The organism is Streptomyces sp. NPDC096046, assembly GCF_040303285.1.
In the GTDB taxonomy this organism is placed as follows: Bacteria; Actinomycetota; Actinomycetes; order Streptomycetales; family Streptomycetaceae; genus Streptomyces.
On sequence record NZ_JBEOSZ010000007.1, the window covers coordinates 38240 to 50316 of the forward strand.

Consider the following 12077-nt stretch of genomic DNA (forward strand, 5'->3'; position numbering starts at 1 on the left):
GAGGCAGGAGGCCGTTGAACGTCGGGCGAATTCCGGCCGACGAAAACCGGATGGGCGCTCGCGCGGCCGTACGGTGACCGGACGATCGAATCGTCCGGGCGGCGGCGGGGACACCCACGATGGAGTGGCTGAGCGCGGAGAACCTCGTGGCCGTGGCCACGGCCCTCCTCGGCGTCATCGCCTCGGGCGTCTGGTACGAACGCCGGGTGCCGCGCCGCAAGAGGATCGGCTACCGCGTCCAGATGGACAACCCCATCGGCGACGACGGGCGCTCGGGCCGCGCCAACCGCCGCCTCGGCCTGTCCGACGCGACGCTCGTGCTGCCGCGCATCGAGAACGACGGCTCGCCGGGCATCGACCACGACGACTGCACCGGCCCCGAACCGCACGGCCCGACCGCGGTGTTCACCGGCCGGACGGTCCGCGGTGTCTCGGTCACCCAGCCGTCCGACACCGACCACCTCATGGACCACTTCACCGCCGGCCGCGGCTTCGCCTACGACGGGAACACCCTGCGCATCCCGCGCGTGCCGCTCAACCGCGGCGACCACTTCAAGCTGCTCGTGCTCCTGTCCGGCGGGGACGTCATCCGCACCCACGGCCACCTGCCGTGCCGGAGCCCGGAAGGGCTCACCCTGTGCGGGCGCGAGGGCGCGAGCTGAGGCTCCTCAGCGCGGCTCGGGCGGCCGCTGCCGGGGCATGTTCGGCCGTGCGCCCCCCGCCGGGGGCACGGCGAACCGCCCGTTCACCCCCGCCTCGGGGCCGCGCACCGGCCCGGGGAACACCACCGTCTGCAACCCCACCGGCGCGGCACCCCCCGACCGGAACTCCCCCATCCAGTCCGCCGTCTCCACCCGCACCAGTTCCGTCACGTCCTCGGAGAACCTCCGCAGCACCCCGAGGCACCGCTCGGCGGCCTCACCGGCCGTCCCCTCCGCCGGCCCCAGCACCTCCCGCACACTCTCCGCCGCCCAGTCGAACTGCAACGCCTGGAGCCGCCGCTGCACGGCCTGCGCGGTGGCCACGTCCCGCATCCACCCGGACGTCACCCCGAAGTACCGGTCGACGGCCACGCACGCCGCGCCCAGCAGCAGCGCCACACACCCCCACGGCGCGATCCCGTCCGCGACGCCGGTCAGATCCAGCAGGGGCAGCGCGACCCCGGTGACCGCCCCGGCCGCGGCCCCACAGCGCAGCACCCGCGCGCACCGCCGCTTCCACACCCGGTCCACGAGATACCAGGCCGCCGTCCGCAGCGCCCCGCGCTCCACCCACCGGTACAGCTCGTCCAGCCGGGCCGCCGGCTCGCCCCAGTCCCCGAGCGGGAAGACCCGCCCGGTCAGATCGCCCGGCCGCAGCCCGGCCGCCGCCTGCTCGCCCCGCCCGTCCTGAGGCGGCCCCTCGGGCTGCATCTCCGGCTGACCCACCCGGCACTCCTCACTGACCACGAATGACCACGCACGGTTCACTCACCGATCACGCTGCGCGAGGGGCGAAAGGCCGCCTCCCGAACGCGCCCGACCCTTCCTACCTCCCAATGGGTGGCGAAGACGTAGCTTTCGCCTCTTTTCCGCCCGGAAGTATTCCTTGATCGGGTATAGGGCGCGAGGGGGACTCACTCGAAAGAGTGCTGGGGCGACGGCAGCCCCGACCACGTAGGCTCGTGCCGAACGGGAAAACCCGTACCGAGCAAGGAGCTGATCGTGATCCCCGGTGGTGGCCAGCCCAATATGCAGCAGCTGCTCCAGCAGGCCCAGAAGATGCAACAGGACCTGGCACAGGCGCAGGAGGAACTGGCGCAGACGGAGGTCGACGGGCAGGCGGGCGGCGGTCTGGTGACGGCCACCGTCACCGGCGCCGGCGAGCTGCGCGCCCTGAAGATCGACCCGAAGGCGGTGGATCCCGAGGACACCGAGACCCTCGCCGACCTCGTCGTGGCGGCCGTCCAGGCGGCCAACGAGAACGCGCAGGCGCTCCAGCAGCAGAAGCTGGGCCCGCTCGCGCAGGGGCTGGGCGGCGGCGGCATCCCCGGCCTGCCGTTCTGACCCGGCGCACCGCCTTCCTCGGACAGGCGGCTGACAACTACGGTACGTACGGGACGGTGCGTACCGACCCCGAAGACCCAGGAAGGGCAGTCCGTTGTACGAAGGCGTGGTCCAGGACCTGATCGACGAGCTGGGACGGCTGCCCGGCGTGGGTCCGAAGAGCGCGCAGCGGATCGCCTTCCACATCCTGCAGGCCGAGCCGACGGACGTACGGCGCCTCGCGCAGGCCCTGATGGAGGTCAAGGCGAAGGTCCGCTTCTGCGCGACCTGCGGCAACGTCGCACAGGAGGAGCTGTGCAACATCTGCCGCGACACCCGCCGCGACCCGGCCGTCATCTGCGTGGTCGAGGAGCCGAAGGACGTCGTGGCGATCGAGCGCACCCGTGAGTTCCGGGGCCGCTACCACGTGCTGGGCGGCGCCATCAGCCCGATCGACGGGGTGGGCCCGGACGATCTGCGCATCAGGGAGCTGCTGGCCCGTCTCGCCGACGGCACGGTCACCGAGCTCATCCTCGCCACGGACCCGAACCTGGAGGGCGAGGCGACAGCGACGTACCTCGCCCGCATGATCAAGCCCATGGGCCTGAAGGTCACCCGCCTGGCCAGCGGCCTCCCGGTGGGTGGCGACCTGGAATACGCGGACGAGGTCACACTCGGCCGCGCCTTCGAGGGGAGACGACTCCTAGATGTCTGACGCCACGCTGCACGCGACCGACCAGAACCCGGACGACTTCGCGGTCCAGATCGCGGACCAGATCGAGAGCTTCCTGGTCGCCGTCACGGAGGTCGCCAAGGGCGACGAGCCGGAATCGGCCGTGCCCTTCCTCCTGCTGGAGGTCTCGCAACTGCTCCTGGCCGGCGGCCGGCTCGGCGCGCACGAGGACATCGTGCCCGACGAGCGCTACGAACCCGACTCGGGACCCGAGCCGGACGTCGACGCGCTCCGCGAGAACCTGGCCCGTCTGCTGGACCCGATCGACGTCTACTCCGAGGTCTTCGACCCCTACGAGCCCCGCAAGGCGCCCGTGCCGGCCCGGATCTCCGACGACCTGGCCGACGTCATGGCCGACCTGCGGCACGGCATGGCCCACTATCGCGCGGGCCGTACCAGCGAGGCCCTGTGGTGGTGGCAGTTCTCCTACTTCTCCAACTGGGGCTCCACCGCGTCGGCCACCCTGCGCGCCCTGCAGTCGGTCCTCGCCCACGTCCGCCTGGACCAGCCCCTCGCCGAACTCGACGGCCTGGACACGGACCAGGGCATGGGCGACGACACCCTGGAGATCGAGGCGGGCCGGGTGATGGCCGAGGAGATCGCCGGACCCCTGGGTCTGCGCCCGGCGAAGTAGCCGGTCAGATCCGAACGGCCGTGCCGGTGACGCCGATTCCGCTGTGCGGGTCCGCCGGCACCGACACCGTGATCGTGCTCGGGCGGCCCATGTCCGCACCCTGATGGATCGTCAGCGTCACGGGCACGGGCACGAGTCCGAGTTCCCTCAGATAGCCGCCGAACGCGGCCGCCGCCGCTCCCGTCGCCGGGTCCTCGACCACCCCGCCGGGCGGGAACGGGTTGCGGGCGTGGTAGACGGTGGGTGACTCCCGCCGCACCAGGTCGATCGTGGTCCAGTCCCTGCGGGCCATGAGGGCGGTGAGCGCCGCCATGTCGTAGTCCAGGTCCGCCAGCCGCTCCCGGCTCGCGGCGGCGACGACCGGGTGCCAGGCACCGGCGAAGGCCACGCGGGGCGGCAGGGCCGGGTCCAGGTCCTCGGCGGACCAGCCGAGGATCGAGAGCAGCGCGGCGAGGTCGGCCTCCGCGAGCGGGACGGTGCGCGGCGCGACGCTCACCAGGGTCGCCACGAGGGTGCCGTCCGCGGAGCGGTCCGTGGCCACGGTGACCGGGCCCGCCGCGGTGCGCAGCAGCAGTCGCCCGGTGCCGTGCCGCTCCGCGTGGGCGACGGCCGTGGCGATCGTCGCGTGGCCGCAGAACGGCACCTCGGCGAGCGGGCTGAAGTAGCGGACGTCCAGGGAGCCGTCGCCGGACTCCACCGCGAACGCCGTTTCCGAGTAACCCAGTTCGGCCGCTGCCGCCAGCATCGCCGCGTCGTCGGCGCCGCTCGCGTCGAGCACCACCCCCGCCGGGTTGCCGCCCTCGGGATCCGTGCTGAACGCCACGTAGCGCAGTATCTCCATGTCCCGACGGTAGCGTCCGGCGCCGTGCCACGCAGCGTGATTTGGGGGCTCCCTGTACGGGCCCTGTACGCGGGTTGTACGGCCCCTGGCAGGTGAAACGCGAGGCTGGAGTCACTTCCACCGCAGAGAACGCGGAGGCAGGTCAACTCCCCTCGATCGCACTGGAGATGTCATGAACCGCCGCCCCGTCCGCCGTCGCATAGCCGTCGCCACCGCCACCGCGGTCCTGGCCGCGGGCACCTTCGCCCTCGGTGCCGGGATCGCCGGGGCCGACTCCGGGAGCAAGGGCGCGAAGCACGCCAAGCCGGTGTCCACGACGCAGGTGCTCGGACTGTTCGACCGCTGGAACGCCGCGCTGGGGACCGGCGACCCGCAGAAGGTCGCCGACCTGTACGCGAAGGACGCCGTCCTGCTGCCGACCGTCTCCAACGAGGTCCGCACGGACAGAGCCGGGATCGTCGACTACTTCGAGCACTTCCTGCGGAACAAGCCGGTCGGGACGAAGGTCGAGTCGGTCGTCAACGTCCTCGACCGTGACACCGTCATCGACACCGGTGTGTACGAGTTCGCGCTCACCGACCACGACACGGGCGAGAAGAGCACCGTCAAGGCCCGCTACACCTACGCCTACGAGAAGCAGCCGAACGGCGGGTGGCTGATCGTGAACCACCACTCGTCGAAGATGCCGCAGGGCTGAGCCGGGTCAACCGCCGCCCCGGTGGGCCGCCCGGAGCGTGATCGTCACGCACAGGCCGCGCCCCCGGGGACGCCCCCGGTCGAGCGAAGCCGGGACCGGGGCGGCGTCCGTCAGCACCACGGTCCCGCCGTCGTCCGTCGCCAGCTGCTTGACGACGGCGAGACCGAGGCCGGAGCCGGACTTGCCGGTCAGGCCCTGACCGCGCCAGAACCGGTCGAAGGCCCGGGACTTCTCGGCGTCCGACATGCCGGGCCCCTCGTCCAGGACCGACACCCCCACCACCTCGCCCCGGGGCTCCACCCGCACGGTGATCGTCCCGCCGTCGGGTGAGACCTCCAGGGCGTTGGAGAGCACGTTGTCCAGCATCTGGTCCAGATGGCCCGGGCTGGACAGCACGGACAGCCGGCCGTCGGCACTCCCCCCGAGCGCGATGGTGACTCCGCGCTCCTCGGCGGCCGGCCTCCACACGGCGAGCCGCTCCCGCACGATGTCCATCAGCGGGAGCGGCTCGGCCGCGGTCACCTTCGCCTCGGCCCGGGCCAGCACCAGCAGCCCGCTGACCAGCCGGCTCATCCGCACGACCTCCGCCGTCGCCTGCTCCACGTCCTCCCGTACGAACTCGTCGTCCACGCCGTCCGCGATGTTGTCCAGGGACAACCGCAACGCCGTCAGCGGGGTGCGCAGCTGGTGGGAGGCGTCCGCGACGAAGATGCGCTGGGCCGCGATCAGTGTGTCCAGGCGTTCGGCGCCCTGGTTGAGGGTGCGCGCCAGGGTCTGGGTCTCGGGCGGGCCCGTCACGGGGGAGCGGGCGGTCAGATCGCCGTCGCTGAACCTGCTGGCCATGTCGTTGAGCTGGCGCAGCGGCCGGGTGAGCCGCCGGGCCACCACGACGCCGAGCAGCGCGGCCACCCCGAGGACCAGCACGGCGAGGACCGCCCGGAAGCCCCAGATCTGCCAGAGGCGGCCGGTCATCTCACCGGTCGAGGAGACGATGCGTACGGCGCCGACGACCCGGTCCGTACCGGCCGCGCGGGCGGGCACGGTGATCACCAGTTCGGGGCCCCAGATGAAGGAGGAGCCCCAGTCGGTCGTGGGCGTGCCGTCCTTCAGGGCCCGGGTCAGTGCCGCGTCGGGCGTCGGCCGCGGCAGGTCCGCCGCGCAGTTCGCGGTGCGGGTCACCTGGATCTCGTCGTCGTAGGCCCTGGCCATCTTCTCCAGGGCCTCGCAGGAGGCGGCCCGGCCGTCGCCCAGCAGCAGGGCCATGGCGTCGGCCTCGCGCAGCACGGCCGATCTGGTGTCGCCGCGCAGCTGGTTCGTGAGCGTGAACGCCACCGGCACGGTGAACAGCGCGATCGCGACCGCGACGAGCAGGACGTAGCTGCGGACGAGCTGGCGGATCATGAGGCGGCGCCGCTCCCGCCGAGGCCGGGGTCCTGGGTGATCTCCAGCCGGAAGCCGACCCCGCGCACCGCCTCGATGGTGATCGCCCCCGCGAGCTTGCGCCGCAGCGCCGCCACGTGCACGTCCAGTGTCTTCGTCGGCCCGAACCAGTTCGCGTCCCAGACCGCTTCCATGATCTGCTCGCGCGACATCAGCGCCCCCGGCTCCTCGGTGAGGAAGGCCAGCAGGTCGTACTCCTTGGGCGCGAGGGCGACCTCCTCGCCGTCGAGACGCACCCGGGCGGCCCTGCGGTCGACGGTCAGGCGGGTGCCGTAGCGGTCGGGACCGGCGTCGGGTGTGCCCGTGGGGGTGCTGGGCCGCGTGCGGCGCATGACGGCCCTTATCCGCGCGATGACCTCCCGGACGCCGAACGGCTTGGAGACGTAGTCGTCCGCGCCGAGCTCCAGGCCGACCACCCGGTCCGTCTCGTCGCTGCGGGCGCTGATCACGATGATCGGCACGTCGCCGCGTTCGCGCAGCGTCTTGCAGACGTCCAGGCCGTCGGTGTCGGGCAGGCCGAGATCCAGCAGGACGACGTCGTACGGACCCTCGTGCCGCAGGGCCGCCCCGCCCGTGGTGACCCACTCGACCTCGAAGCCGTAGCGCTTCAGGCCACGGCGCAGGGACTCGGCGACCGGTTCATCGTCTTCCACCAGGAGTACGCGCACAGCCGAACCATAGTGCTTGAAAGTTGCGTCACCGGGCCCGCCCGGGACGCGGGTTGTGACGCCGGGCACTTTCCGAGTGGCCCGTGCCCAGATGGGCATGAGCCACTCTGGACGGGCGCGCCCGGATCTCACCATGCGATATCGCGGAGGGGTTTTTCGGACGCTCGTTAGACTGAGCCGACCGCGGTACGAATGCGTATGAGCGGACAGAGACGGATTGAGCGAGGAGCGCACGTGGGCCTTGTCGTGCAGAAGTACGGAGGCTCCTCCGTAGCCGATGCCGAGGGCATCAAGCGCGTCGCCAAGCGGATCGTGGAAGCGAAGCAGAACGGCAACCAGGTGGTTGCCGTGGTTTCCGCGATGGGCGACACGACGGACGAGCTGATCGATCTCGCCGAGCAGGTTTCCCCGATGCCTGCCGGGCGCGAGCTCGACATGCTGCTGACCGCCGGAGAGCGGATCTCCATGGCCCTGCTGGCCATGGCCATCAAAAAGCTGGGCCACGAGGCCCAGTCGTTCACCGGCAGCCAGGCAGGTGTCATCACCGACTCGGTCCACAACAAGGCCCGGATCATCGACGTCACGCCGGGCCGGATCAAGACCTCGGTGGACGAGGGCAACATCGCGATCGTCGCCGGTTTCCAGGGCGTCAGCCAGGACACCAAGGACATCACCACCCTCGGCCGCGGCGGCTCCGACACCACGGCGGTGGCGCTCGCCGCCGCCCTCGACGCCGACGTCTGCGAGATCTACACCGACGTCGACGGTGTGTTCACCGCCGACCCGCGGGTGGTGAAGAAGGCCCGGAAGATCGACTGGATCTCCTTCGAGGACATGCTCGAACTGGCGGCATCCGGGTCGAAGGTGCTGCTCCACCGCTGCGTGGAGTACGCCCGCCGGTACAACATCCCGATCCACGTCCGGTCCAGCTTCAGCGGACTTCAGGGCACCTGGGTCAGCAGCGAGCCGATTACGCAAGGGGACAAGCAGGTGGAGCAGGCTCTCATCTCCGGTGTCGCGCACGACACCTCCGAGGCCAAGGTCACGGTCGTCGGTGTGCCGGACAAGCCCGGCGAGGCGGCCTCGATCTTCCGCACGATCGCCGACGCCGAGATCAACATCGACATGGTCGTGCAGAACGTGTCCGCCGCCTCCACGGGCCTGACGGACATCTCCTTCACGCTGCCGAAGACCGAGGGCCGCAAGGCCATCGACGCGCTCGAGAAGAACAAGGCCGGCATCGGCTTCGACTCGCTGCGCTACGACGACCAGATCGGCAAGATCTCCCTCGTCGGCGCCGGTATGAAGACCAACCCGGGCGTCACGGCCGACTTCTTCACGGCCCTGTCCGACGCGGGCGTCAACATCGAGCTGATCTCGACCTCGGAGATCCGCATCTCGGTCGTCACGCGCGCCGACGACGTGCCCGAGGCCGTTCGCGCGGTGCACTCCGCGTTCGGGCTCGACTCCGACAGCGACGAGGCCGTCGTCTACGGAGGCACCGGCCGCTGATGGCCGGACCCGACCGAACCGGCCGGTCCGGACGCCCGACGCTCGCCGTGGTGGGAGCGACCGGAGCCGTCGGCACGGTCATGCTCCGGATCCTGTCCCAGCGGGCGGACATCTGGGGCGAGATCCGACTCGTCGCCTCCCCGCGCTCGGCCGGCCGCAAGCTGGCCGTGCGCGGCGAGGAGACCGAGGTCGTGGCGCTCGCCGAGGAGGTCTTCGACGGGGTCGACGTCGCCATGTTCGACGTCCCCGACGAGGTCGCCGAGCGGTGGGTGCCCCTCGCCGCCGCCAAGGGCGCGGTGGTCGTCGACAACTCCGGCGCGTTCCGGATGGACCCGGACGTGCCGCTCGTCGTGCCCGAGGTCAACCCGCACGCCGTGCGGATGCGCCCGCGCGGGATCATCGCCAACCCCAGCTGCACCACGCTCTCCATGATCGTCGCCCTGGGCGCGCTGCACGCCGAGTTCGGGCTGCGCGAGCTGGTCGCCTCCTCGTACCAGGCCGTCAGCGGCGCCGGGCGCGCCGGCGTGGAGATCCTGCGCCGGCAGCTCTCCCTCGTCGCGGGCACGGAGCTCGGCACCAGCCCCGGTGACGTCCGCCGGGCCGTCGGGGACCACACCGGGCCGTTCCCGGAGCCGGTCGCCCTGAACGTCGTGCCGTGGGCCGGTACGGCCCAGGAGGACGGCTGGTCCTCGGAGGAGCTGAAGGTGCGGGACGAGTCCCGCAAGATCCTCGGTCTGCCCGGCCTCCCCGTGGCCGTCACCTGTGTCCGCGTTCCGGTGATCACCACGCACTCCCTGACCGTGCACGCCCGCTTCGAGGGTGAGGTCACCGTCGGCAAGGCCCGCGAGATCCTCGCCACGGCGCCCGGGGTCGTGCTCTGCGACAACCCGGCCGCCGGGGAGTTCCCCACCCCGGCCGACGTGGTCGGCACCGATCCGACCTGGGTCGGGCGGGTCCGGCGGGCGCTGGACGACCCCACGGCGCTCGAACTGTTCGTGTGCGGGGACAATCTGCGCAAGGGCTCCGCCCTCAACACCGCGCAGATCGCCGAGCTGGTCGCGGCCGAGGTGTCCTGAACCCGGTGGTCCGCCCGGTTTTCGTGAAGTTTCGCCGTGCCGAAAATCCCCCGGCCGATGTCATAGGCGGTTTGTAGGATCTGCGGACGACATGTGAGCCGGTCGATGGAGCGGATCACTTGTCCCGGGCGCTTCGGCATCAGAGGATTTACCTCCCCGCTCTCCGCAACCGTGCGAAGGGCGGGGAGCGTCTTTGCGGTCACCCTTCGACCGTGGGAGCGCTTCATCAGGCGTGGGGACGCCTGGCACCGGGCGTGGGGACGTCCGGTCACATACGGACATAGGGGAAGAGCGGGACGCATGAGGGCATTTAATGCACCATCGGTTGTGCTGCCTGACGCGGGTAGACCGTCGACGGCGACGGTCGGCATGAAAGCGATGCCCGGCACGTACAACCCTGACAGGGGTACGCGTGTCCAACAGGCGTGGCAGAGGTACTCGACTTCAGCGCGGCACGCGGCACGGTCCTCCGACCGCCCCGTCCGGCGGCTCTCCGACCCCGCATGGCCGGTACGCCCGGTGGCATGCCGGTGATCGCGCCCGTGCCCGCAGCGCGGCCGGCCCGCATACCCAACCAGCGCGACGACGCGGAGGACGGCGTAGCGGCCGGTACCACCGTCGATCACCTCACCGAGACCTACCGGGCGCACTACCGCTCGCTGCTGGGTCTCGCGGCGCTCCTGCTCGACGACACCGCCTCCTGCGAGGACGTCGTCCAGGAGGCGTTCATCCGTGTCCACTCCGCCCGCAAGCGGGTCCGCGAGCCCGAGAAGACCCTGGCGTACCTGCGCCAGACCGTCGTCAACCTCTCGCGCTCCGCGCTGCGCCGCCGCATCCTCGGCCTGAAGCTGCTGTCGAAGCCCATGCCCGACATGGCCAGCGCCGAGGAAGGCGCCTACGACCAGCTGGAGCGCGACTCCCTGATCAAGGCGATGAAAGGGCTGCAGCGCCGTCAGCGCGAGGTGCTGGTGCTGCGGTACTTCGCGGACATGACCGAGGCGCAGGTCGCCGAGACGCTCGGCATATCGCTGGGCTCGGTCAAGGCGTACGGCTCGCGCGGTATCGCGGCGCTCAGGGTCGCCATGGAGGCACCGGTATGAGTGACGGCAACGGCGCGGGCGGCAAGGGGCGCGACCGCCCCGAGCCCGTCGAGCGCCTCGACGGGTGGCAGGCGCCGACCAGGCCGCACGGGCAAGATCCGAAGCAATCGCACGCTGGGAACGGAACTGTGAACCACGGCCCCGACGATCAGAACCCCGAAGGGTTCGACTCGGACGAGCTGGACCTGCGCACGATGCTGCACCAAGTGGTGCAGGAGGTGGAACCGCGCGACGGCACCCTGGACTACCTGCGGAAGGCGGTGCCGCAGCGGCGGGCCCGCAAGCGGCAGGCCGTCGTCGGCATGGCGGCCGCCGCCCTCTTCATCGGCACCGCCGTCCCCGCCCTCGTCCACGTCTCCAACGCCACCGGCTCCGACGCCAACCCGTCCGTCGCCGGGCACGCCTCCGAGGCCCAGGGCGGCGCGAGCGAGGGCAAGGGCCCGGACGGCGGCGAGAGCACTTCGGGCGGCTCCTCCGGCAAGACCGAGGACAAGGAGAAGGGCGACAAGAAGGAGAAGGACAAGGACCAGGGGCCCGGCGCCCCCACCGGCGCGTCCCAGGGCGGTACCGCCCCTTCCTCCACCGCCGCCGCCGGCATCCCGGTGTGCACGCCGGCCCAGCTCGGCCCCGCCTCCGGAAGCAGCAACGCCCCGGACTCCACGGGCGCGGTCTCCGGCTCCTTCCGCGTCGTCAACGTCTCCGGCGCGGCCTGCACGGTCACCGGCCCGGGCTCGGTCAGCGCGCTGCCGCAGGGCGCGGCCGACATGAGCAAGGTCGGCGCGGTCCGGCACACCGCCGGGGACGCGGCGGCCGGGCTCCTGCCCGACCCGTCCCTGGAGGCCGCCCAGCTGGTGCTCCAGCCGGGCCTCGGCTACGACGTGAGGTTCGCCTGGGTCCCCTCCGAGACCTGCCCCACCCCCGGCGGCAGCGTCGGCGATCCCGACCCGAGCCCGGACCCGACCCCGTCGGAGGACCCGGCGGCCACGGCCGGCACCTCCACCGGCGGCGACACGGGCACGGGCACGGCCCCCCAGCTGGCCACGGAGGACGGCACGGTCGACGGCAGCGTCGCGGTGGCCTACACCCCCGGCACCGGCTCGGACGGTACCTCGGTCACGGTGTCCAACGCCTGTGCGGGGACGGTGTACTGGACGGGAGTGCTGGCGGGGTCGTAACCGCCCGGACGTGAGCCTGCGTGCGGACGCGAGCCTGCGTGCGGGCGGGTCGGGGCGGGCGCACCGGCGGCCCGTTCCGCCCCGGCACCGGCTCGGACGGTACCTCGGTCACGGTGTCCAACGCCTGTGCGGGGACGGTGTACTGGACGGGAGTGCTGGCGGGGTCGTAACCGCCGT

12 protein-coding genes and 1 pseudogene are annotated in these 12077 nt (G+C 71.8%); 9 read left to right on the top strand and 4 right to left on the bottom strand.

Annotated features, from left to right (window positions below; genetic code table 11):
* Window positions 1–119: 119 nt before the first annotated feature.
* Window positions 120–593, top strand: a pseudogene (locus tag ABTX62_RS08540) (phosphate ABC transporter substrate-binding protein); the annotation flags it as partial.
* 75 nt (window positions 594–668) lie between these two features.
* Here ABTX62_RS08540 and ABTX62_RS08545 read toward each other — a convergent pair.
* Complete coding sequence (locus tag ABTX62_RS08545) at window positions 669–1427, bottom strand: SLATT domain-containing protein (protein ID WP_352115459.1); 759 nt, start codon at window positions 1425–1427, stop codon at window positions 669–671.
* Window positions 1428–1703: 276 nt separating this feature from the next.
* On the opposite strand from ABTX62_RS08545, the gene ABTX62_RS08550 reads away from it, so the two are divergent.
* The 3 genes from ABTX62_RS08550 to ABTX62_RS08560 all read left to right on the top strand — a co-directional run bounded on the left by ABTX62_RS08550 (window position 1704) and on the right by ABTX62_RS08560 (window position 3391).
* A complete protein-coding gene (locus tag ABTX62_RS08550; protein WP_078885280.1) occupies window positions 1704–2045 on the top strand; it encodes a YbaB/EbfC family nucleoid-associated protein in 342 nt (113 codons plus the stop codon).
* 94 nt (window positions 2046–2139) lie between these two features.
* Window positions 2140–2739 (top strand): recombination mediator RecR, encoded by a 600-nt coding sequence (recR, locus tag ABTX62_RS08555; RefSeq protein WP_003991835.1) that lies wholly within the window; start codon window positions 2140–2142, stop codon window positions 2737–2739.
* The gene (locus ABTX62_RS08560) at window positions 2732–3391 is read left to right on the top strand and encodes a DUF5063 domain-containing protein (RefSeq protein WP_352115460.1); all 660 of its coding nucleotides are present in this window, start codon (window positions 2732–2734) and stop codon (window positions 3389–3391) included. The genes recR and ABTX62_RS08560 overlap by 8 nt, the downstream gene beginning before the upstream one ends.
* 4 nt (window positions 3392–3395) lie before the next feature.
* Here the strand turns inward: ABTX62_RS08560 and ABTX62_RS08565 are convergent, their stop codons facing one another.
* A complete protein-coding gene (locus tag ABTX62_RS08565) occupies window positions 3396–4232 on the bottom strand; it encodes a PhzF family phenazine biosynthesis protein (RefSeq protein WP_352115461.1) in 837 nt (278 codons plus the stop codon).
* A 172-nt stretch (window positions 4233–4404) separates the two neighbouring features.
* Between ABTX62_RS08565 and ABTX62_RS08570 the strand changes: the two genes are divergently transcribed.
* Window positions 4405–4929, top strand: coding sequence for an SgcJ/EcaC family oxidoreductase (locus ABTX62_RS08570; protein WP_352115462.1), 525 nt, complete (start codon window positions 4405–4407; stop codon window positions 4927–4929).
* 6 nt (window positions 4930–4935) lie between these two features.
* Here the strand turns inward: ABTX62_RS08570 and ABTX62_RS08575 are convergent, their stop codons facing one another.
* Together ABTX62_RS08575 and ABTX62_RS08580 are read right to left on the bottom strand one after the other, a co-directional pair.
* Window positions 4936–6330, bottom strand: coding sequence for a sensor histidine kinase (locus ABTX62_RS08575; RefSeq protein ID WP_352115463.1), 1395 nt, complete (start codon window positions 6328–6330; stop codon window positions 4936–4938).
* Entirely contained in the window at window positions 6327–7037 is a 711-nt protein-coding gene (locus ABTX62_RS08580; protein ID WP_352115464.1) for a response regulator transcription factor, read from the bottom strand. Before ABTX62_RS08580 ends, ABTX62_RS08575 begins: the two co-directional genes overlap by 4 nt.
* 234 nt (window positions 7038–7271) lie before the next feature.
* Between ABTX62_RS08580 and ABTX62_RS08585 the strand changes: the two genes are divergently transcribed.
* The 4 genes from ABTX62_RS08585 to ABTX62_RS08600 all read left to right on the top strand — a co-directional run bounded on the left by ABTX62_RS08585 (window position 7272) and on the right by ABTX62_RS08600 (window position 11900).
* On the top strand, window positions 7272–8549 hold the full coding sequence (locus tag ABTX62_RS08585) for an aspartate kinase (protein ID WP_031140483.1): 1278 nt from the start codon (window positions 7272–7274) through the stop codon (window positions 8547–8549).
* Entirely contained in the window at window positions 8549–9625 is a 1077-nt protein-coding gene (locus tag ABTX62_RS08590) for an aspartate-semialdehyde dehydrogenase (protein WP_352115465.1), read from the top strand. The genes ABTX62_RS08585 and ABTX62_RS08590 overlap by 1 nt, the downstream gene beginning before the upstream one ends.
* Before the next feature lie 524 nt (window positions 9626–10149).
* Complete coding sequence (locus ABTX62_RS08595) at window positions 10150–10725, top strand: SigE family RNA polymerase sigma factor (protein ID WP_352115466.1); 576 nt, start codon at window positions 10150–10152, stop codon at window positions 10723–10725.
* A gap of 128 nt (window positions 10726–10853) precedes the next feature.
* Window positions 10854–11900 (top strand): hypothetical protein, encoded by a 1047-nt coding sequence (locus tag ABTX62_RS08600; protein ID WP_502997923.1) that lies wholly within the window; start codon window positions 10854–10856, stop codon window positions 11898–11900.
* Window positions 11901–12077: the final 177 nt, after the last annotated feature.